The following is a 21,732-nucleotide window of genomic DNA, read 5'->3' as shown; positions in this document are numbered from 1 at the left end:
CCGGCCGGCGGCCTCTACACCTACCCGCTGATCCGCAAGCTGACCGGTCAGGGTCCGCTCACCGACCCGGCGCTGGCCAAGCCCGGCATCAAGGTGATGCACGTCCCGGACTTCGACTACAACACCAACTGCCGGAGCTTCGTGATCTGCCTGCAGCAGGTGGAGGCCTGGTCGGACAAGAACCCGGACCACGTGCCGATCGTGATCCAGCTGGAGCTGAAGCAGTCCGACCCGAAGGTGGTCGCGGCCGGTGGCGTGCAGGCGCCGCCGTGGGACCTGGGCAACCTGAACAGCATCGACACCGAGATCCGTTCGGTCTTCAGCGAGCGCCAGCTGCTCTCGCCGGATGACGTCCGCCGCAGCGACCTCACGCTGGAGCAGTCCGTGCTGAAGAAGGGCTGGCCGACGCTCGACCAGGCCCGCGGCAAGGTGATGTTCTTCTTCGACAACGGTGGCGAGGGCACGATCCGCGACCTCTACCGCGAGGGCAAGCCGAACCTGGAGGGCCGGGCCGTCTTCACCCGCGGTCCCGAGGGTCAGCCGGACGCCGCGGTGACGATGGTGAACGACCCGCGCGGCGCGAGCCAGGCCGAGATCAAGCGGCTGGTGAGCAAGGGCTACCTGGTCCGGACCCGCTCGGACGAGCCGATGTCGACCGTGCTGGCGAACGAGACCAGCCGGGTCGGGATCGCGCTGGCCAGCGGCGCCCAGTGGGTCACGACGGACTTCCCGGTGGCGGGCATGGCCGCGCGGTACGACAGTGACTTCGTCGCGAAGCTGCCGGGCGACACCGCCGTACGATGCAATCCTGTGGCGTCCCCGTCCTGGTGCCGGGGCAACCTGGAGAGGTGATTCCCGCATGTCGGAGCACGTGGTCGATGTCAGCTGGAGCCGTGGTGAGCACGAGTTCACCTACCAGACCTACAGCCGCGACCATGAGTGGCGCTTCGACGGCGGAGTAACCGTGCCCGGGTCCGCCAATCCGGCGTACCTGGGCAATCCGGGGCCGGTGGATCCCGAGGAGGCGTTCGTGGCGGCGTTGTCGTCGTGCCACATGCTGACGTTCCTCGCGATCGCGGCCAAGCGGCGGCTGGTGGTCGACTCGTACGACGACCACGCGGTCGGGGTGATGGCGAAGAACGAGCGCGGCCGGCTCGCGATCACCCAGGTCACCCTGCATCCGAAGATCACCTTCGCCGGGCCGGCGCCCGACGCGGAGATGCTGGAGTGGATGCACCACCGGTCCCACGAGGAGTGCTTCATCGCGAACTCGGTGACCACCGAGATCACGGTCGTGCAGTAAGAATCAAAGAACCACCCGGCCGGCTGCCCTGAGCCTCGCGCAAGCGGCGTCAGGACAGCCGGCGGGTGGTTCGGTGCTCCGCTGTGGAGGAGCACTGACGGACTTGGCGGCGCCTCGCATGGGCGCCTCTAGCGTTGCTGCGATCTCCGTGCGGTCTACCTCGGTGGGGAAGACCGTTCGGGCGCGCCGCCTGTCCGTCCGTCCGGTTCGCGCCTTACTGCTCGGCGGCGGCGTCGCTCCGGTCGTCTTGGGGGGTCTCGATGGTCTGGTCGTCGCTGCGCAGGTGGACCTGCTCGGAGGCGATGACACTCATCAATCTGTGGATCGTCATGCCTGTGAGACGCACCCCGGACCCGGATATGACGGGAATCCGCTAGAAGTTTTGGTGTGAGCTACTTCTCATCCAGGCCGTCGGGGCGGAGGGGGACCAGTTCGCGGGCCTCGTCGTACGAGGTGCCGGTCAGTTCGAGCAGGTCCACGATGGTGGAGCGTATCTGGCCCAGAACCACCACCGCGGACAGGCCGGGAGGGGTCGGCATCACCGCGGTGCGGCGGCCGAGTTCGCCCAGGACGCGGTGCGCGGCGACGTCGGCGGCCGGTTCGAAGAGGGATTCCGCGATCAGCCGGGTGCCGTCCGCCAGCCGCTCCAGCAGCATCGGGTACTCCGCGGGCATCCGCTCGTCGCGCCAGACCGAGACAGCCGCGCGGCGGACCAGGACGCGGATGTTCCTGATCGCCCGGTCCAGCGGGTCCACCAGGTCCGCGATCTGTTGCACCCGGCCCCGATGCCGGCGCCTGAACGGCGACAGCCGGACCACCGCGACTCCTTCGGCGGCCGCGCTGCGGAGGTCGTCCAGCAGGGATTCGCTGGCCCGGGCCCGGCGGAGGGCGTCGGTGACGGCTTCGGTGTCGTGGGCCCGGAGTCCATCGGCCGTCTCGACCAGGATCTCGGACAACTCGTTCAGGACGGAGGTGGCTTGTTGCCTCGGGCGCCGAATCGCGGCCGCGGGAGCGATGGTTGCCGCGGCCAACGCCACCACGCCGCCGAGCGCCGCGTCCAGCCAGCGGCTGAAGCCGGCTCCGGGACTGGGCAGCAAGGTGGTGACGATCGCCGCCTGGACCCCGGCCTGCGTCGTCATCAGGTTGCCTGCACCGAGGAGCACGGCGACGCTCATCGCCAGCGCGACGACGAAGACGATCTGCACGACGCCGGTACCGAAGATCTTCACGAAAAGGTCGCCGACCAGGACGCCGACCGCCACGCCGACCATCACCTCGGCGACCCGGCGTAACCGCTGGCCGAAGCTGAAGCCGAGGCAGACCATCGCGGCGACGGGGGCGAAGAACGGCTGCGCGTGGCCGAGGACGTAGTGGGCCAGCGCCCAGGCCACTGCCGCGGCCAGCGCGCACTGGGCGATGAAGAAGGCCCGGTCACGCCAGCGGTCGATCCGGCGGCGGACGGACGCCCTGGAGCGACGCGCGGCCCGCGGCGCGATGTCGTCCCGCAGCTCGCGCAACTGTTCCAGGGTCAGCCTGACCGGGTCCATCACCCCATCATCGGGGATCGGCCGCCGCCCGGGCAGGAGGACGCCTACAGTCGGACGCCGCGCCGCCGTACGCCGGGCGCCGCCTTGATTCAGACCGCGCGGACCGCGAGGGTGGGGGCATGACCGAGAACAACCGCGAGGACTACGGCAGCTACAGCGTCGACGACGAGGACCAGCTGCAGTCGCAGGACACCCTGAACGACCGTGGGGTGGACGACATCCTGGACGAGGGATATTCGCCGCCGGAGAAGTGGTCCGCGGGCGAAGGTTTCGGCACCACCGCCGAGGAGGCGGTCGAGGGGGAGACCCTGGACCAGCGAGTGGCCCAGGAGGAGCCCGACGTCGACCCCTACGCCGAGGACGACGAGAACGTCGGCGGGCCCGAGATCGGCACCGAGCGGTCCGGCCGACTGGTCGCGCCGGACGAGGGCGCGCACTTCGACGAGGAGAAGGACCTGGTCGCCGAGGACGTCGGCTTCGACGGGGCCGCCGCCAGTGCGGAGGAGGCCGCCGTCCACGTGGTCGACGACGACGAGCCGTTCGAGCTGGACGACGAGGACGAGACCGACCTGGAAGACGTCCAGGACGTGGATCTGGGCGACGTCGGCGACCCCGAAGACTGAGGCCGCAGCGCAAGCTCCATCAAGAGATGCGCTCTGCGTTGGCCGTACGCCGGTTCGCGTCAGGGACGCGGACCGGCGCGCAGAGCTGCCTGAGGTCCTGCACTGCACGAACTCCTAGTGCCCCGCGTCGGCACTAACGCCGGGTGACAGTGACCTCGGCGCCATGGCGGGGGACGAGGGTGACGTTCTTGGCCTGGGCAGGTTCGGGTTTGGGGTGCGGTGCCTGGAAGTTGTAGGCGGCGAGAGCGGCGCGGAGGATCTCGGTGCCCTCCATCAGGGAGAAGCCGGCGCCGATGCAGCGGCGGGCGCCGCCGCCGAAGGGCATCCAGGTGCCGGGGGCCGGCGGGTCGTCGGACAGGAAGCGTTGCGGGCGGAACTCCTTCGGGGCAGGGAAGTGCTCCGGGTCCCGGTGGACAAGTCCGATCGCCGCCATGATCGTCGTACCGCGCGGCAACCGGTAACCGGCGACGTCCGTCGTCTCCGTCAGCCGCCGCCCGACCTGGTAGACCACCGGATGCAGCCGCAGCGCCTCCTTGAGGATCGCCTCCAGTTCGTCGTCGCCGGCGGCATCCGCGGCCCGCTGCCCGAACTCCAGATCCGACGGACGTCGCGCCAGCTCGTGGAAGGCCCAGGCCAGCGCCGTCGCCGTCGTCTCGTGCCCGGCCAGCAGCAACGTCACCAACTGATCCCGCAGCTCGACGTCGGACCAGTTGCCCGCAGCAAGCAGTCGCGAGAGTACGTCGTTGCGCCCGGCAAACGTCTCCCGCCGCTTGGCGATCTCGTCGTAGAGGATCTCGTCGACCTTCCGCTGGGTGTCCAGGTACGTTTTCCACGGCGGGACCCGGAGCAGCGCGGGGTAGAACCCTCCCAGCATGATCACCGGCGACACCGAAACGATCTTGTCCATCAGCGGCCGTAGCGCGTTCAGCCGGTCCACGTCGGTCACCCCGAGGATCACCTGCAGGATGATCTCCAGGGTCAGGTTCCGCATCCGCTCGTGCACCTTGAACGGTTTCCCGACCGGCCACTTCGCGACCTCGGCCTCAGCCAGCTCCAGCACCATCCCGGCATACCCGCGCAGCGCCGCGCCGGAGAACGCCGGCATCAGCTGCTTGCGCATCCGCACATGGTCCTCGTCGTCGAGCAGCAGCAACGAGTGCGAGCCCATGATCGGCTCCAGCACCGTGTTCCCCTCGCCTGCATGCATCACCGCCGGCGGGCTGCCGAACACCTCGCGGATGTGGTCCGGCCGACTCAGGACGACGCACACCCGGCTCGACGGCACCAGCCGGATGGTGAAGACATCCCCGTACTTCTCCCGCATCCGCGGGAAGAACTTCCTGCGGTGACTCGCGAACAGGAACGTCTGGACCAGGGTGGGCAGGCGCGGACCCGGTGGGAGGGCGCGGGCCGTCTCGCGGTCGAGGGTGCGGGATCCCAGTAGAGGCGTCGGCGGTGTCATGCCATCTCCCGTAGTCGTCGGCGTCACCAAAGCTACGCCACGACTATGAACACCACCCGTCCGTCAGATGCTGTCCTCGCGACCGACCCGATCGTGCTTGCGTCCGAAGAACCTGAGGTCAGGGCCTCAGGTTCTTCGGACGCAACTGCGTTGTGGGTCAGCGGGTGAAGCGGAGGGTGAGGATCTGGAACGGGCGGAGGTCGAGGGAGACGCCGCCGTTCTTCAGGTCGTGGTCGGCCAGGTGGCGTTCCAGCAGGTCGACCTCGGTCACGGATGCCGCCGCGAAGCCTGGGGTGACGGTGGCGCGGGAGCGGCCGCCGCTGGACTCGTAGAGCCGGACCACGACGTCGCCGGACTGGTCGTCGGCCAGCTTGACCGCCTCGACGATCACATTGCCGTTGTCCACGGCAAGGATCGGGTCGGCCCCGGCCGCGCCGCTGACGATGCGCTCCGGCAGGTTGATCCGGTAGCCCTCCTCGATCGCCTCCGGGATCCCGGCGCCGACCACGAGCGCGTGGTTGACCACGTGCACGCCCTGGTCCGTGTGCGGGTCGGGGAAGCGCGGCGCCCGGATCAGCGAAGTACGGATCGTGGTCGTGGTGCCGCCGTCCTCGCGGGCGGTCCGGTTGATGTCGTGGCCGTACGTCGAGTCGTTGACCACGGCAACGCCGTACCCGGGCTCGCCGACGTGCACCCAGCGGTGCGCCGCGATCTCGAACTTGGCCGCGTCCCACGAGGTGTTCTGGTGGGTCGGCCGGAAGATGTGCCCGAACTGGGTCTCCGACGCGGATCGGTCGGCGTGCACATCGACCGGGAAGGCCGCCTTGAGGAACTTCTCCGACTCGTGCCAGTCGACCGAGGTCTCGATGTCGACCCGCTTCACGCCCGGTCGCAGCCGCAGCGTCTGGGTGATGCTCGACCGGTTGAAGGACCGGGTGACCACGACCGTGGCGACACCGTCGGCGGTGCTGAAGTCGACCGTGTCCACCTCGGTGACGTCGCGGACGTTGTTCTTGTAGAACGAGTCGACGTCCCAGGCATCCCAGTGGTTCGGGGTGTCCACGTGCAGTTGCAGCAGGTTCGCAGTACTGCCGGGGGCGACCACCTCGCGGTCGGCGGCGACGTCGTACAGGCTGGTGATCAGGCCGCGATCGTCGATCGTGACGCGGATCAGGCCGTTGTCCAGGACGTTGCCGTCGATCGTGGCGGCCTGTCCCTCGCCGGTGCTGACACCCGCGCCGAGGCCGGCGACGCCGCCACGGCTGTGCGGGGCCGCGTTGAAGACGATCTGGTCCGAGCCCTCACCGGCGAGCGCCTGCTGGGCCTTGGCGATGATCGCCTCGAGCTCCTCGGCCAGCCGCTTGTACGTCGCCTCGGCCTCGCGGTGGACCCAGGAGATCGAGCTGCCCGGCAGGATGTCGTGGAACTGGTTCAGCAGCACGGCCTTCCAGATCCGGTCCAGGTCCTCGTACGGGTAGCTGTCCAGCTTGCCCGCCACCACGGCTGCCGTGGACCAGAGCTCGGCCTCGCGGAGCAGGTGTTCGCTGCGCCGGTTGCCCTGCTTGGTCTTGGCCTGCGAGGTGTACGTCGCGCGGTGGATCTCCAGGTAGAGCTCACCCGACCAGACCGGCGCGTTCGGGTACTCCTCCTCGGCGGCACTGAAGAACTCGGTCGGGGACTCGATCGTCACCCGCGGCGAGGACTCCAGGTTCGCCACCCGGCGGGCGGTCGCGATGAACTCGCGGGTCGGGCCGCCACCACCGTCGCCGTACCCGAACGGCACCAGCGAACGGGTCGCGGCGCCGTTCTCGGCGAAGTTGCGCTGCGCGTGCGCGAGCTCGCGGCCGGACAGGTCCGAGTTGTACGTGTCGATCGGCGGGAAGTGGGTGAACACCCGGGTCCCGTCCAGGCCCTCCCAGAAGAAGGTGTGGTGCGGGAACTTGTTCTCCCGGTTCCAGGAGATCTTCTGGGTCAGGAACCACTTCGAGCCGGACAGCTTCACCAGCTGCGGCAGCGCCGCGGTGTAGCCGAACGAGTCCGGCAGCCAGACCTCCTGGGTGTCGATCCCGTACTCGTCCAGGAAGAACCGCTTGCCGTGCACGAACTGCCGGGCCAGCGCCTCCCCGCCGGGCAGGTTGGTGTCGGACTCCACCCACATGCCGCCCACCGGCACGATGGTGCCGTCGGCAACGGCCTTCTTCAGCCGCTCCCACACCTCCGGGTAGTTGTCCTTCACCCAGGCGTGCTGCTGGGCCTGGGAGAACGCGAAGACCAGCTCCGGGTACTCCTGCGCCAGCGTTGCGACGTTGGACACCGTGCGGGCCACCTTGCGGCGGGTCTCCCGCAGCGGCCAGAGCCAGGCCGAGTCGATGTGCGCGTGGCCGACGGCGGACAGCTGGTGGGCGCTCGCGTGCGCCGGCCTACTCAGTACTTCGGTCAGCTCGGCGCGGGCGTCGCTCGCGGTGCCGGCGACGTCCTCGTAGTCCAGCACGTCCAGTGCCCGGCTCAGCGCGCGCAGGATCTCCTTGCGCCGCGGCTCCTGCGGGGACAGCTCCTTCTGCAGGCCGTCGAGTGCGTCCAGGTCGAGGACCAGGTCCCACACCTCTGCGTTGAACACGGCCAGGTCGGCGCGGGCCAGCTGGTAGATCGGCTTGCCGCCCGGTTCCGGCTTGCTGCCGATGTCGGTCGGGGCGAAGGCGTTGGAGCCCAGTACTTCGGGGTTCGCGGCGGCCTCGACGTAGAACTCGATCCGGTCACCGGCGGAGGCCGCAGTACCGTCCGGGCCGAGGATGGACAGCGGGGCGTAGGTCTGGCGCGGGTGCAGGCCCTTGAGCGGGACACCCGTCGTGGTGTGCACGAGGCCTTCCGCGGAGAAGCCCGGGCCGCCGCTGAAGCCGAGGTCGATCACGGCCTCGATCTCCCGGCCGGCCCACTCGGCCGGCACCTGGCCGCTGAAGTGGAACCACGCAGTGCCCCAGGCGGGACCCCAGGGCAGCCCGATCTCGGCCGGCTCGTACGCCGCGGCGAGGGCTTCCGCGGGCGTCACCGGCTCACCAGGCGCGTGCCACACCTCGATGTCCAGTGGTACGGCGGCGCCGTAGATCGCGGGGCGGATCCGCTCCCGCAGGGCGCGCTTGAGCCGCTCCTCGATGAGTGATCGGTCGTCGTGCACGAAATCATCCTCCGATGACGGGTTTCTCCGCGGCCCTGACGGCCGACTGCATGACAACGCTGTCACAAACAGGCGGGGCCCGTCCAGACGCTGGTGTCGCGAGCACGCAAGGTGACGGCTCGATGGCGAGTCGACCGGTCACCCCTTAGGTTGTCCTCTATGGATCGCCCCCGCCTGCTCAATCGCCGGAGTGTGCTCGGAATGGGAGCCGCGTCCGCCGCGGCCCTGGTCGTCCCGGGCTGTTCCCGCGGCCGCTCGGACGAACCGGCTCCGGCCGGACCGGCCAAGTTCGTCACCGGGAACGCGGGCGGTGTGTACGCGGTGTACGGCGCCGGGCTGTCGAAGCTGGTCAGTGAGGTGACCGGGGTGCCGATGACGCCGGTCCAGACCGACGGGTCCGTGGAGAACCTCAAGATGCTCGCGGCCGGCACCGCCGACATCGGGTTCAGCCTGTCCGACTCCGCACTGGACGCGTGGGACGGGGCTCCGGGCACCGCGTTCGCGAGTGGGCCGCTGCGCTACACGGCGCTGGCACGGACCTACGACAACTATGTGCATGTGGTGGTCCCGACTGCCTCGGACATCACCGTGGTCGAGCACTTGGAGGGCAAGAGGGTCAGCATCGGTCCGAAGAACTCCGGCACCCGGGTGGTCGCCGAGCGCATCCTGAGCGTCGCCGGCAAGACTGGAGTCAAGGTGAGCCCGCTGTACTACGACCTGGAGACCGCGGTCAAGGCACTGAAGGACGGGCTGAAGAACCCCAAGACCGGCATCGACGCGCTGATCTGGAGTGGTGGGCTGCCGACCAAGCCGATCCTGGACCTGCAGTCCACCATCGGCTTCAAACTGGTCAACATCGGCAACGCGGCGCAGAAGCTCGCCTCCAAGCGCTTCGGTGGGTACGTGCTGTCGTCGATCCCACCCTCGATCTACCAACTGGCCGCCTCGGTTCCGACCCTGGCCGTCCCGAACTATCTGTTGGCCCGCCGCGGCCTGTCCGACTCGTGGGCCTGGTGGACCCTGAACACGATGTTCCGCCGCCAGGCCGACCTGATGGCGATCCACCCCGAAGCCGGCTCCCTGGACGCCCGCTCCGCCATCGCCACCATGCCGATCCCCCTCCACCCAGCAGCCGAACGCTGGTACCGCAACAACCACATCTAAACCCCGGTACGCCGCCCCCACGCGGCTCCTCCGTCGCAGCTCCCGCCCACCCAGGTCCGCGGCTCATTAGGAGCTGCGTGGGGCGTAGTACTAGATCTCGTAGTCGTCGATCAGCGGGACTCGGACTTCGATGACGAGGCCGCCGCCTATTGGGGGGCGGGCTACTACTCGGCCGCCTACTCGGGCGGCTTCTGAGCGGACGATTGCCAGGCCTAGGCCGGTGCCTGGCATTTCGCGGTGGTGGGCGCTGCGCCAGAAGCGTTCGCCGACCTTCTTGAGGTCGCGGGAGCCCAGGCCGAGGCCGTGGTCGCGGACTGAGAGGACCACCTCGGTGCCGTCTCGCAGTACTGACACCTCGACTGGCGGCGCGCCGTACTTCGACGCGTTGTCGAGGAGTACGTCGAGGATGTCGTCCACTTCGAGCTCCGGCGCCACGCCGCCCGGGACCATCTCGCCGATGATCAGTTCCAGGTCGTCCGCGGAGTACACGGCCTTCCAGCCGACGAGGCGTTCCTTGACGGCCTGGGCCAGGTCCAGCGGCGGTTCGTTGCCGTCGGCATCTCCTGGGCGGTCGGAGCCGGCCAGCCGGGACAGGCGCTGAACGATCCGGCCGAGGCGGTCGATGTCGCTGAGGGCGAAGCGGGCGGTCGGGGACAGCCGGGAAAGGCCCTCGATGTGGATCCGCGCCGAGGTGAGCGGGGTGCGCAGCTGGTGCGATGCGTCGGCGACGAACTCGCGTTCGCGCTGGCGGGCCTGGTGCAGGCTGAGCGCCATCGAGTTGAAGCTGTCGCCGAGCCGGCGCAGCTCGGGCGCGCGGCCGTCGGTGGAGACCCGGGTGTCGAGAGCGCCGCGGGTCACCTGGTGCGTGGCGTTGTCGAGGTCGTTCAGCGGCCGCAGCACCCAGCGGGTGACCGGACGGACGATGCCGATCACCACGGCGCCGATGCTGATCAGCAGGCCGCCGAGCAGCAGCCACAGGCCGCGCTCGACATCGGCGCGGGACCGCTCGGTCGGGACCCGCAGGACGGCGGCACCGAGGACGCGGCCGTTGTTCACCACCGGGCGGGCAACCACCATCTCGCCGGTCCGCCAGGGGAACAGCGCGGGCGGCTCGGACGGCAGCCGGCCGGCCAGGGTGCTGTCCAGCGCGATCTTGAGCTCGGGCTCCTTCACGTCGACGCCGGACCGCGAGGTGGCGATCACGCGGCGGTCGACGTCCACCACGAAGACCGGGGTGTTGTAGAGCTCGTGGTACCGGACCGCCAGCTCACGCAGGCTGGCGATGTCGCCGGACTGCAGCGGCGACTCCGCCATCGTGGCGAACCAGTCCGCGTCGTTGCTGCGGGACAGGAAGAGGGTGCGGGACGCGCTGGTCGCGATGTAGTTGGCCAGTGGGACGGCGGCGATGATGGCCAGAATCACGACCATCGGGACGAGAGACTGCAGCAGGCGACGGCGCAACGGTCAGTCCGAACCCAGTCGATAGCCGACGCCACGGATGGTCTGCACCAGTTCCGGCCGGCCGAGCTTGGCTCGCAGGCTCGCGACGTGCACGTCCATGGTTCGCGAGGAAGCCTCGAAGACGGACTGCCAGGCGTACAGGGCGACCTGCTCGCGGGGCACCACCCGGCCGTGGTGCGCGGCCAGCACAGCTAGCACGTCGAACTCCTTGCGGGTCAGGCTGATGGGCAAGTCCCCGACCTGCACCGTCCGGGCCTCGATGTCCACGGTCAGATCGCCGACGGTCACCCGGGGGCGGGGTTGCAAGAGACCGGTACGACGAAGTACAGCATCGATGCGGGCCAGAAGCTCGGAAATGGCGAACGGCTTCACCACATAGTCGTCCGCGCCGGAGCGCAGCCCTCGGACCCGGTCGGCCGCCTCACCTCGGGCAGTCACCGCGATCACCGGAACGTCTGACACCGTACGGATCTGCCGGCAGACGTTGATGCCATCGCCGTCCGGCAGCCCCAGGTCCAGCAGGACCAGGTCGCCGGGGTCGGCGGCGAGCGCGTCCGCAGCCGTCCGGACGTGCGTCACCATCAGCCCGTACCGGCGCAACGCAGGTATCAGGGCGTTGGCGATATCGAGATCGTCTTCGACCAACAGAATCCTGACCGCGCCGCTCATGCCGTGATCGTAGGGCAGAGGACGCTCATGTGGGTCAGATCTTGGTAAAGACGTAACCATGCGACTCCATGGAGTGGTCGGTAACACTAGCCTTCGACCACAGGAGGGAACCGGTAGATGACTGTCGGTGTTGGTACGGGGGCCGGTGCGACTGTGCCCTCTGAGTCCGAACTTGCCGAGTACGAGCAGGAAAAGCCCGCTCGGCGGCTTCGCCCTGCCCTCGACCTGGGGATCTCGGTCTGGTGCGCGGCGATCAGTGTCGGTGTTCTGGTCCAGGTCTTCTTCCCGTTGGCGCAGGGAACCCAGTTTTATTTAGTGATCTTTCTCGCAGCGGTCCTACCGATCACTTTGTTGTGCTATCGGGGCTGGCACGTGCCGCCCGTGATGAACCCGTTCAAGGCCCGCTCGACCGATGATCCCGGCCTCACGGACTGGGTCCTGGCCGTGGTCGCCCTGGCGGTCTGCCTCTACCCGCTGCTGGACTTCGACGCCTTCCTGGAGCGACGGCAGGCACCCACCACCCTCGACGTACTGGCCGGAGCCATCCTGCTGGTGCTCCTGCTCGAGGCCTGCCGCCGTACTACGGGCTGGGTGCTGCCGGTGGTCAGCCTGCTCTTCATCGGCTACGCGTACTACGGCGGCTACCTGCCCTACACGTGGTCCCTGGCTCATCAGGGTTTCGACTTCTCCGCGATCATCGGGCAACTCACCATGGGCACGGCCGGGTTCTACGGCACCCCGTTGAGTGTGGCGGCCAGCTACATCGTGCTGTTCACCATCTACGGCGCCGTGCTGGACTACTCGGGCGCCGGCAAGTTCTTCATCGACCTGTCCTTCGCAGCCTTCAAACGAAGCCGTACTGCGCCTGGGCGGACCGTCACCCTGGCGGGATTCCTGCTCGGAAGCGTGTCCGGCTCGGGCACGGCGACCGCCGTCTCGCTGGGGACGGTGTCGTGGCCGATCCTGCGTCGCGCGGGCTACCCGCCTGAGCCTGCGGGCGGCATGCTCGCCGCGGCCGGTATCGGCGCGATCCTCTCGCCGCCGACCCTCGGCGCGGCCGCGTTCATCATCGCGGAGTTCCTGCAGGTCTCGTACCTCACCGTGCTCGGCTACGCGGTGATCCCGACGATCCTGTACTACCTCGGCATCCTGCTCGCGATCGAGATCGACGCCCGCCGGCACGGCACCACGGCGGCCGAGCCGTCGACCCAGTCGGCGTGGAAGCTGCTGCTGCGGTTCAGCTACCACTTCCTCTCGCTGTTCGTGATCATCGGCTTCATGGCCGTGGACGTGCCGCCCTTCAAAGCCGTCGTGTACGCCGTGATCATCCAGTTCGCGTTGTCCTTCCTGGATCGCGAGCACCGGCTGACGGCCGGGCCGCTGTTCAAGGCGCTTGCCCAGGGCACCCGATCGGTGCTGCCGGTGGTGGCGACCTGTGCGACCGCGGGAGTGATCGTCGCGGTGACCACCCAGACCGGGCTCGGGCTGAACCTGGCCGAGATCATCGTCGACGCCGCTCAAGGGCTGACGGACAACCCGACGGTGATCCTGATCCTGACGGTGGTGCTGTCCGCGTTCGCAGTACTGGTGCTCGGGCTGGCGGTGCCGGTGACGGCCTCGTTCATCATCGCGGCCGTGATCATCGCGCCGGCGCTGGTGCAGCTCGGCGTGACCCAGGCCGAGGCGTACATGTTCATCTTCTACTACGCGGTGCTGTCCGAGGTGTCGCCGCCGACGGCACTCGCGGCTGTGGCGACCTCCGCGATCACCGGCGGCAGGGTGATGCCGACGATGTGGCAGGCGTGGAAGTACACGCTGCCCGCGTTCCTGGTGCCGTTCGCGTTCGTACTGACCGACAACGGCGCCCATCTGCTGGGACAGGGCAGCTTCATAGGCATGCTGTGGACCCTCGGTGTCTCTATCCTGGCCGTCGCCGCTCTGGCCGTTGTCACCGGCGGCTGGATCGTGATCGCCACCGGATGGCTCGAACGGCTGTTGTGCGTACCGGCGGCACTGCTGCTGCTCTACCTCGCGCCCGTCACCATCGCGGTCGGGATCGGCTTGCTCTTTGTTGCCGTCGTCATCAATCTGGTCCGGCGCCAACGCAGTGCAAATGCTGACCCCACCCCACCACCCCGGTCAGGTACCGTACCAACGGAAGGACCCATTACTTCATGAGAACCCGTCGCCTCCCTGCCGCCGCGGTCGCGCTAGCCGCCGCTTTGTCCCTGGTCGCCTGCGGTGGCCAACGTGAACCCGAGGGCGGAGCAGCCGGTACCGACGGAGGACGGCTGACGATTGCCACCGGCAACACCACCGGCGTCTACTACCAGCTCGGTGGTGCGCTGGCCTCGGTCATCTCCTCCAAGGTCGAGGGCTACCGCGCGACTGCGAGCGAGACTGGTGCCTCGGTGCAGAACGTGCAGGGCCTGGTGGCGGGCAACTATGACATCGCGTTCTCGCTTGGTGACACCGCCTCCGATGCGGTGAAGGGGCAGAACAGCTTCAAGACGCCGCAAGAGGTGGTGGCGCTGACCCGGCTCTACCCGAACTACACCCAGGTCGCGGTCCGGGCCTCGTCCGGGATCACCAAGATCGCGGACATGAAGGGCAAGCGGGTCTCCACCGGTTCACCGAACTCCGGTACCGAGGTGATCGCCCGGCGCCTGCTGGAGGCGGCCGGCCTGGACGCCGCCCGCGACGTCACCGCACAGCGGCTCGGGCTGCCGGAGTCGGTGGACGCGATGAAGAGTGGATCGATCGACGCACTGATCTGGTCCGGCGGCCTGCCGACCGGCGGAATCACCGACCTGACCACCAGCCTCGGCAAGGACGTGAAGCTGATCCCGATCACGGATTTGCTGCCTGCCCTACAGAAGACCTATGGCAGCATCTACGCTGAGGGTTCGATCCCGGCCGCCACCTACAAGCAGGCGGCGGATGTGGCGACGGTGATCGTGCCGAACGTGCTGCTGGTCCGCAAGAACATGTCCGACGACCTGGCCGAGAAGCTGACCAAGGTCATCTTCGAGAACAAGGACGCGCTGGTCCAGGTGAACGCAGCCGCCAAGGACATCACCCTGGACACGGCAGCCAAGACCGACCCGGTGCCGTTGCACCCCGGCGCGAAGAAGGCGATCGATTCTTTGAGCTGAACCCCGGATCCGTCCTCCCCCGCACTCCAGGCGCAGCGGGGGAGGACGCAAGGTCCCACCTCCGCACACCAGGCGCAGCGGAGGCGGGAACCAGCCCACCCCCACAACCAGGCGCAGTGGGGGAGGGAACAGGCCGGGCTCGCGCCGCGGGAGGCATCCCGCGGTTGCGGGCCCGGCCGCTTCAGGTCTACAGCTGGCCGATCTTCGGCGGATCCGGGCTAGTTGCCTCAGGCATCGGAGTGCCACGGAGGTAGTGCGACAGGGCGGAGTCGCGCTTGGGATGCGCGTGGTAGTGCGTCGGCACCACTCGTCCCTCGGCGCTGTCCCAGACGCTGTCTGCCATCCGCCACATCCGGTGCGCCATCCGCCCGGCCATCCCGGTGTGCGGCGAGAACGGGTGCGCCCGGGTCGGAGCCACCTCTTCCGCACTGAGCAGTTCCTCCGTCAGCGTGCTGACGTCCTCGCTGTCGAGCTCCTCACCGAGGAGTCTGCCGTACTCCGTCTCGAGGTGCTCGTGCTCGTCGAGCAGCCGGTCGATCACCTGCCACACCTCGTCCGGGTGGAGATGCAGCACCCGGCTGTCGCCGTACTGGCGGGCCTTGAGGAATCGGAGGGACTGTTCGAGCTGTTTCGCGTTGCCGACGTACGACGCGACCAGGTCCTGGCCGTCCGGTAGTCGGCGGACATGTGGGAGCAGGACGTCTTCGGCGGCCGCGAGATGCTGGGCGGCGATGGCGTAGAACCAGTCGGTCTCGTGCCGGCGATCCGGTCTCGCAGCCGCCGGTTCGTGCGCCGGGGCAGCGAGTTCACGGATCTTCGCGTGTTCGTAGGTCAGGGCCAGTTCGAGTGTCGAAGCGGTCACTGGAACCACCTCCTGGGGGGTTCCTCCCAGCCTGCGCCCGTGGCAGCGCCGGCGCAACCGCACCGGCACAGCCTGTAACCACGCCCCTCCTCGCATCCTTCGGTCCCACTTCGCCCTTGCGGGGAGACGTGGTCTGTGTCGCCGACGTGCCCGGTAAGGGCGAAGTGGGACCGAAGGATGCGAGAGGGGGTGCTCAGTTGTCCGAGCTCTTCTTCCAGATGTTGATGCCGGCCTCGACCGCGTCGGCGTCGATCGCGGACAGCTCCTCCTTGGTGAAGGACAGGTTCTTCACCGAGGCCAGGTTGTCCTCGAGCTGGGCGACGCTGGAGGCGCCGATCAGCGCGCTGGTGACCCGGTCGTCCCGCAGCGTCCAGGCGAGCGCCAGCTGGGCGACGGACTGGCCGCGCTGCTCGGCGATGTCGCTCAGCGCGCGGACGTGCTTGAGGGTCTCCTCGGTCAGCATGTCGGTGCTGAGCGACGAGCCCCGCGTCGCCCGCGACCCTTCCGGTACGCCGTTCAGGTACCGGTTGGTGAGCAACCCCTGCGCCAGCGGGGAGAAGGCGATCACGCCGACCCCGAGCTCGCCGACCGTGTCGAGCAGGTCCTCCTCGATCCACCGGTTCAGCATCGAGTAGGACGGCTGGTGGATCAGCAGCGGAGTACCGAGCTCGTCCAGGATCCGCGCTGCCTCGCGAGTGCGGTCGGCGGAGTACGACGAGATCCCGGCATACAGGGCCTTGCCGGAGCGGACGGCGGTGTCGAGCGCGCCCATCGTCTCCTCGAGCGGGGTGTCCGGGTCGAAGCGGTGTGAGTAGAAGATGTCGACGTAGTCCAGGCCCATCCGGGACAGTGACTGGTCGAGCGAGGCCAGCACGTACTTGCGGGAGCCGCCGCCCTGGCCGTACGGGCCGGGCCACATGTCGTAGCCGGCCTTGCTCGAGATGATCAGCTCGTCGCGGTAGGACTTGAAGTCGCGGGCGAGGTGGCCGCCGAAGTTGGTCTCGGCCGAGCCGTACGGCGGACCATAGTTGTTCGCCAGGTCGAAGTGGGTGACGCCGAGGTCGAAGGCCCGGCGAAGGATGTCCCGCTGGGTGTCGAGCGGCTTGTCGCCGCCGAAGTTCTGCCAGAGCCCCAGCGAGATCGCCGGCAACTGCAGGCCGCTGCGGCCGGTGCGGCGGTAGGGCATCTGGTCGTCGTACCGGTCCTGGGCGGCTACGTAGTCAGTCACGGTCGCCAGTCTGTCATCCGCTACAGCCAGAAAATAAACCGGATCGCTTGACGGACATCGATGTCCCTAGTGAGAATCATGACTAATCAATTTATTGAGTAGGGATTCCGGATGGGGCTTCGGCACGCAGTACTGGCAGCGCTGTGCGATGAGGAGTACAGCGGCTACCAACTCGCCAAGGCCTTCGACGTCGGGGTGGCGAACTTCTGGTCCGCCTCGCCACAGCAGCTGTACGCCGAGCTGACCCGGCTCGAGCAGGGCGGGTTGATCAGCGGCCGCGAGGTGGTCCAGCTGGACCGGCCGAACAAGCGCGTGTTCACGGTGACACCGGCCGGGCTCGAGGAGCTGGCGAAGTTCGCGGCGGCGGACTCCAAGCCGCTGTCGTTCCGTGACGACCTGCTGGTCAAGGTCCAGGTGATCGACCAGCTCGATCCGGAACCGGTGATCGCCCAGCTGGAGGAGCGAGCCGCCGACGCGTCGGCCAAGCTCGAGCTCTTCGGGCAGATCCTGCGACGGCTGCGCGGCGACCTCGACGAGCGGACCTTTCTGCGGCGGGGCGAGCAGGTCGGGCCGTACCTGACCTGCCTGGGCGGGATCCGGTTCCAGGAGGTCGTCCGGGACTGGACGACGACGACCGCTGAAGTTCTACGTCAACGGAGGGGAACGCTATGACCTACCAGCGCTATGTCGCCCTGGGGGACAGTCAGACGGAGGGACTCGGCGACTGGGACGAGCTGGCCGGCTATCGGGGCTGGGCCGATCGGCTCGCCGATCAGTTGGCCGAGACGAACCCGGGCCTGCAGTACGCCAACCTCGCTGTCCGTGGCCTCGGAACCGCTCAGATCCGGGCCGGGCAGCTGGCGCCGGCTCTCGCCCTGCAGCCCGACATCGCGACCGTGCTGGGTGGGATGAACGACCTGATCCGGCCGGGCTTCCGCGCTGCCGAGGTGGTCGCGGAGCTGGAGGAGATGTTCGCGGCTCTGACGGCCGCCGGTGCGGTGGTCGCCACGGTCACGCTTCCTGACATCGGGAAGATCGCGCCGATCGCCAAGCGCCTGCGACCACGTGTGATCGACTTCAACGCCCGGCTCACGGCTGCCGCGCACAGGCACGGCGTACTGGTGGCGGACTGTTACCCGTACGATTTCGCAACGGACTCGAGGATGTGGAGCGCGGACCGGTTGCATGCCAGCCCGCTGGGCCATGCCCGGATCGCTGCGGCGATGAGCCAGGCGTTCGGTCTACCTGGCAGCGACGACTCTTGGACCCTTCCCCTAGATCCTCAGGCCCGGCTGAAACCGTGGCAGGCCGCCCGCACCGAGCTGACCTGGCTAGGCGGGTTCCTGGCACCGTGGGCCTACCGCCGCCTTCGGGGCCGCTCCACCGGCGACGGCCGAACCGCCAAGCGCCCACAGCTGACCCCAGTCGCTGTCCAGGCTCCAGCCGGCGACGGGCCTTCAGGTCAGGGTTGACCACGGCGCCGGCGGTGAGCCAGCAAAGAACCGCAGCATCCCGAGAAGCCGACTAGCAGGCGGTGCTGTCCAATGGCGCTCGCCTGCCCTCGGTGGTCTCGCAAGGCCGCTCAACCCCCAGCTGAGGTGGTACCAGAGCGCCGCAGCCTCCAGTACGCCGTACTCGCGGTTGCCGTAGCCCCGCAGAGTCGCGGCGACCTGGTCCAACGGGAGTTTGGCGAACTCCATCCCTGGTGGGCCCCACGCCGCATCTCCCCAGTCGATCACCGCTGCTAGCGCAGTCGTTCGGGGATTCACCAGGAGGTTCTGAGCGGCGATGTCCCCATGCAGGAGGACGTGGGGCTGGTCCGGGTCGAACCGACGCGCGAGCCGGTCGAACCAGGTGAGCAGCCAACTCGCAGTACCGGGGTCGATGTAGCCGTCGCGGGCCAGCCGGTCGACCTCTGGGCGGGGATCTTCTCCACCGTCCGCCTCGACTCCGGGGATGGGCGTTGGGGGAACGCGATGGAGTGTCGCGAGTTCTCTGCCCAGCTCGAACCACAAGGCGTCGTCGGCCTGGTGGGGGATCGCGTCGAGCGGTGTGCCGTGGACTTGCTCGCAGACGAGGTACGGGGTGGCGAGGAGGGTCTGGGTGTCGTCGAAATCCACGATCGCCGGGGTGCGGACGCCGGCGGCGCGAGCGATGGGGATCACCGCGACCTCCTTGCGCAGATCGCGTTCGAAGGCAGGGGTGCGGGGGATCCGGAGGAAGAGGTGGTTCCCGAGTGCGTAGGCGTGGTTGGCGACACCGCCTGGTACGGAGCGGATCGCCTCCGCCGGTACGCCGTACCGGTCGGCGAGGGCGGCGACCACATCGACGGTCAGGGCGGCGGCAGGTGACTCCGAAGGACTGGTCATCCCGAGGAAGTCTGAACGCAACGCGCCGCCGCGGTCCAACGAATTGCGTTCCAACCTTGGGTGCGGGCAGGCGGGTCGCGCCATCCGCGACCTTTGGGCGGGAGTGGGGGTGAGACAGCGAAGAACCGCAGAACCCCGAGAAGCCGACTGGCGGGTGGTGCTGTGCGGTGCCGCTCGGCCTCGCCGGGGTGGGGCGGCGGATACTGGGGGTGTGCGAGTGGATATTGAGCCGGGGGATGTTGGGCGTCGGGAGTTTTACGCACTGCTGAACTCGGTGGTGGTGCCGCGGCCGATCGCCTGGGTTTCTTCGGTGTCGGCGGATGGGGTGCTCAACCTGGCGCCGCATTCGTTCTTCACGGTCTCCTGTGTGGTGCCGCCGATGGTGCAGTTCACCTCGGTCGGGCGCAAGGACAGCCTGAACAACGTCGAGGCGACCGGGGAGTTCGTGGTGAACTTCGCCGCCGAGGCGCTGTTCGAGCAGATCAACGCGACCGGGACGAACTTCCCCCCGGGGGTGGACGAGTTCGCCGCGGTCGGGTTGACGACCGAACCCAGCAAGACCGTGGCGGTGCCGCGGGTGGCGGAGTCGCCGGTCGCGATCGAGTGCGAGCTGCACCAGACGCTGGAGCTCGGCGACTCGACCGTGGTGATCGGCCGGGTCCGGCACATCGCGATCGACGAGTCGGTGTTCGAGGACGGCCGCCCGGAGATCACCCGGCTGCGGCCGCTGGCGCGACTCGGCAGCGATGAGTGGACGACACTCGGCGAGATCCGTTCCATCAGCCGAATCCGGTACGCCGACTGGCCGGGGCACTACCACTCGCCGGAACTACCTGACAGATAAGGCGTTTCGGCAGGCTCGCAGGCTGACCGAAGAACGCGGGAGAAGTATTTCGCCATCTCACCCATCCGGTGGGTGCGGCGGTCCGAAGTACCGGCATGACCGTGACAAGGCAACGTCGTACTCTCGCCGCGCTGGGAGGTGTGCTCGCCGCAGGAGCAGGACTCGGCCTGGGTGAGCTGACCGCAGCGCTGGCGGGCGGGACGTCGCCTGTCGTCGGCGTCGGCACCCAGTTGATCGACCTCGCGCCTGGTGCGGCGAAGGACTGGGCCGTCAAGAACCTCGGTACTGCGGACAAGCCGATCCTGGTCGGCGTCGTTCTGCTGGGAGTAGCCGTCTTCGCCTTGGTCGCGGGGGCGATCGGGGCCTCGGTTCCCCGGGTCGCTGTGGTGATGACGGTCCTACTGGGTGCGCTGGCGATTCTGGCTGCCGCGACCGGGCGGACGCTGGCAACGAACCGCTTCACCCAGGTGCTGCCAGGCGTCGTGACGTTGATCGTGGCAACTATTGGAATCGTTCTGGTGCTGCAAGCACTGGGACTCGATCCCTTCGGCCGTGGCCGGCGCCGGAAGGCCGCCACCGCCGAAGGTTCCACCCCGGTGGCCGTTGGCAACCAACTACCCGCGGATGCTCCGGAAGGGTTCGATCGACGGGCCTTTCTCGCTACGACGATGGCGCTGGGGGTTGCCGGGGTCGGAGGGCTCGGGGTGTCACGGATTCTGCCGGGCGGGGTGGATGAGGCGACGCGGCGGGCGATCAGGATTCCGGCGGCGGCGAGCCCAGCGCCCGCAGTACCGGCTGGGGTTTCGGCAAACGTGCAGGGGGTCAGCAGTTTCGTCACCCCGAACAAGTCGTTCTACCGGGTCGACACGCTGCTCACGGTGCCGAAGGTGGATCCGCGGACCTGGGGGCTGCGGATCCACGGGATGGTCGATCGTGAGGTGCGGCTGAACTTCGCGGACCTACTCGGGCGCCGGCTGGTCGAGCGCGACATCACCCTGACCTGCGTGTCCAACGAGGTCGGCGGACCGTACGTCGGCAACGCCCGCTGGATCGGCGTACCGATCGCGGACATCCTGCGGGAGGCCGGCGTCCAGGCAGGCGCGGACGCGGTGCGGTCGACGAGTGTCGACGGCCTCACCATCGGTACCCCGCTCCAGGCCCTGACCGACGGACGCGACGCGATGTTCGCGCTGGGGATGAACGGCGAACCGCTGCCGTTCGTGCATGGCTTCCCGGTCCGGATGGTGGTGCCCGGGCTGTACGGGTACGTCTCCGCGACGAAGTGGATCGTCGACTTCGAGGTCACCCGGTTCGAGGACTTCAGCGCGTACTGGACGGACCGCGGCTGGTCGGTCGAGGCACCGATCAAGACCTCCTCCCGGATCGACGTGCCGAAGGGCTTCGCGCGGATCAAGGCCGGTCCGGCCGTCGCCGCCGGCGTTGCGTGGGCGCAGCACCGCGGGATCCGGAAGGTCGAGGTCCAGGTGGACGACGGGCCGTGGCAGGAAGCGACGCTCGCCGCCGAGGACACCATCGACACCTGGCGGCAATGGACGTTCCGGTGGAACGCGACGCCGGGCAACCACAAGCTCACCGTCCGGGCGACCGACGCCGACGGTCAACTGCAGACGACCGACCGTGCGGCCCCCAGGCCGAACGGATCGAGCGGCCTGCACAACACGGTGGTGATGGTCGAGTAACCCACCCCACCCCACCCCACTCCGCGCACTCCGAGCAGGACCTGTGAACACAGCAGGAAAAAACCCATCAGAAGGAGAAGGATCGTCATGTCCCACACCATTCAGCGGGTTGCTCTCGCTGCCTCTGCCGTTTCGTTGCTCTTCGCAACCGCTGCCTGTGGCAGCGACGACGA

At 68.5% G+C, this 21,732-nt stretch carries 18 protein-coding genes; 10 read left to right on the top strand and 8 right to left on the bottom strand.

Annotated features, from left to right (window positions below):
- Positions 1 to 852: Ca2+-dependent phosphoinositide-specific phospholipase C (locus VFG33_RS10485; RefSeq protein ID WP_325024957.1), on the top strand; the 852-nt coding region annotated here is incomplete at its 5' end.
- Between the two features lie 7 nt (positions 853 to 859).
- Complete coding sequence (locus VFG33_RS10480) at positions 860 to 1,303, top strand: OsmC family protein (RefSeq protein WP_325024955.1); 444 nt, start codon at positions 860 to 862, stop codon at positions 1,301 to 1,303.
- Between the two features lie 392 nt (positions 1,304 to 1,695).
- Here the strand turns inward: VFG33_RS10480 and VFG33_RS10475 are convergent, their stop codons facing one another.
- Positions 1,696 to 2,850, bottom strand: coding sequence for an FUSC family protein (locus VFG33_RS10475; RefSeq protein ID WP_325024953.1), 1,155 nt, complete (start codon positions 2,848 to 2,850; stop codon positions 1,696 to 1,698).
- A 119-nt stretch (positions 2,851 to 2,969) separates the two neighbouring features.
- On the opposite strand from VFG33_RS10475, the gene VFG33_RS10470 reads away from it, so the two are divergent.
- Entirely contained in the window at positions 2,970 to 3,473 is a 504-nt protein-coding gene (locus VFG33_RS10470) for a DUF5709 domain-containing protein (RefSeq protein ID WP_325024951.1), read from the top strand.
- Between the two features lie 133 nt (positions 3,474 to 3,606).
- Here VFG33_RS10470 and VFG33_RS10465 read toward each other — a convergent pair whose 3' ends face one another.
- A complete protein-coding gene (locus VFG33_RS10465) occupies positions 3,607 to 4,935 on the bottom strand; it encodes a cytochrome P450 (protein WP_325024949.1) in 1,329 nt (442 codons plus the stop codon).
- 157 nt (positions 4,936 to 5,092) lie between these two features.
- A complete protein-coding gene (locus VFG33_RS10460) occupies positions 5,093 to 8,107 on the bottom strand; it encodes an alpha-mannosidase (protein ID WP_325024947.1) in 3,015 nt (1,004 codons plus the stop codon).
- Between the two features lie 159 nt (positions 8,108 to 8,266).
- Here VFG33_RS10460 and VFG33_RS10455 point away from each other — a divergent pair, with 159 nt between their 5' ends.
- Positions 8,267 to 9,271, top strand: coding sequence for a TAXI family TRAP transporter solute-binding subunit (locus tag VFG33_RS10455; RefSeq protein WP_325024946.1), 1,005 nt, complete (start codon positions 8,267 to 8,269; stop codon positions 9,269 to 9,271).
- Positions 9,272 to 9,361: 90 nt separating this feature from the next.
- On the opposite strand, the gene VFG33_RS10450 is transcribed toward VFG33_RS10455, so the two are convergent.
- Together VFG33_RS10450 and VFG33_RS10445 are read right to left on the bottom strand one after the other, a co-directional pair.
- On the bottom strand, positions 9,362 to 10,699 hold the full coding sequence (locus tag VFG33_RS10450) for a sensor histidine kinase (protein ID WP_325024944.1): 1,338 nt from the start codon (positions 10,697 to 10,699) through the stop codon (positions 9,362 to 9,364).
- Between the two features lie 36 nt (positions 10,700 to 10,735).
- Positions 10,736 to 11,401: a response regulator transcription factor gene (locus VFG33_RS10445; RefSeq protein ID WP_325024942.1), complete on the bottom strand. Its 666-nt coding sequence runs from the start codon at positions 11,399 to 11,401 to the stop codon at positions 10,736 to 10,738.
- Positions 11,402 to 11,518: 117 nt separating this feature from the next.
- Between VFG33_RS10445 and VFG33_RS10440 the strand changes: the two genes are divergently transcribed.
- Entirely contained in the window at positions 11,519 to 13,579 is a 2,061-nt protein-coding gene (locus VFG33_RS10440; protein WP_325024939.1) for a TRAP transporter permease, read from the top strand.
- Entirely contained in the window at positions 13,576 to 14,556 is a 981-nt protein-coding gene (locus VFG33_RS10435; protein WP_325024937.1) for a TAXI family TRAP transporter solute-binding subunit, read from the top strand. The genes VFG33_RS10440 and VFG33_RS10435 overlap by 4 nt, the downstream gene beginning before the upstream one ends.
- A 187-nt stretch (positions 14,557 to 14,743) precedes the next feature.
- Here VFG33_RS10435 and VFG33_RS10430 read toward each other — a convergent pair whose 3' ends face one another.
- Positions 14,744 to 15,418 carry a hypothetical protein gene (locus VFG33_RS10430; RefSeq protein WP_325024935.1) on the bottom strand — a complete coding sequence of 225 codons (675 nt, stop codon included), beginning with the start codon at positions 15,416 to 15,418 and terminating at the stop codon, positions 14,744 to 14,746.
- A 193-nt stretch (positions 15,419 to 15,611) separates the two neighbouring features.
- On the bottom strand, positions 15,612 to 16,646 hold the full coding sequence (gene mgrA / locus VFG33_RS10425) for an L-glyceraldehyde 3-phosphate reductase (RefSeq protein ID WP_325024933.1): 1,035 nt from the start codon (positions 16,644 to 16,646) through the stop codon (positions 15,612 to 15,614).
- A 111-nt stretch (positions 16,647 to 16,757) separates the two neighbouring features.
- On the opposite strand from mgrA, the gene VFG33_RS10420 reads away from it, so the two are divergent.
- Both VFG33_RS10420 and VFG33_RS10415 read left to right on the top strand, forming a co-directional pair.
- Positions 16,758 to 17,318, top strand: coding sequence for a PadR family transcriptional regulator (locus VFG33_RS10420; protein WP_325024931.1), 561 nt, complete (start codon positions 16,758 to 16,760; stop codon positions 17,316 to 17,318).
- Positions 17,315 to 18,118 carry an SGNH/GDSL hydrolase family protein gene (locus VFG33_RS10415; RefSeq protein WP_325024929.1) on the top strand — a complete coding sequence of 268 codons (804 nt, stop codon included), beginning with the start codon at positions 17,315 to 17,317 and terminating at the stop codon, positions 18,116 to 18,118. The genes VFG33_RS10420 and VFG33_RS10415 overlap by 4 nt, the downstream gene beginning before the upstream one ends.
- Here VFG33_RS10415 and VFG33_RS10410 read toward each other — a convergent pair.
- A complete protein-coding gene (locus VFG33_RS10410) occupies positions 18,104 to 19,015 on the bottom strand; it encodes a phosphotransferase family protein (RefSeq protein ID WP_325024927.1) in 912 nt (303 codons plus the stop codon). The genes VFG33_RS10415 and VFG33_RS10410 overlap by 15 nt on opposite strands.
- Before the next feature lie 211 nt (positions 19,016 to 19,226).
- Between VFG33_RS10410 and VFG33_RS10405 the strand changes: the two genes are divergently transcribed.
- Both VFG33_RS10405 and VFG33_RS10400 read left to right on the top strand, forming a co-directional pair.
- Positions 19,227 to 19,859 carry a flavin reductase family protein gene (locus tag VFG33_RS10405; protein WP_325024925.1) on the top strand — a complete coding sequence of 211 codons (633 nt, stop codon included), beginning with the start codon at positions 19,227 to 19,229 and terminating at the stop codon, positions 19,857 to 19,859.
- A 95-nt stretch (positions 19,860 to 19,954) separates the two neighbouring features.
- Complete coding sequence (locus tag VFG33_RS10400) at positions 19,955 to 21,559, top strand: molybdopterin-dependent oxidoreductase (protein WP_325024923.1); 1,605 nt, start codon at positions 19,955 to 19,957, stop codon at positions 21,557 to 21,559.
- Positions 21,560 to 21,732 lie beyond the last annotated feature (173 nt).

The sequence above is a fragment of the Kribbella sp. genome (assembly GCF_035687465.1).
GTDB lineage: Bacteria > Actinomycetota > Actinomycetes > Propionibacteriales > Kribbellaceae > Kribbella.
This window is presented reverse-complemented; position numbering and strand designations above follow the sequence as displayed.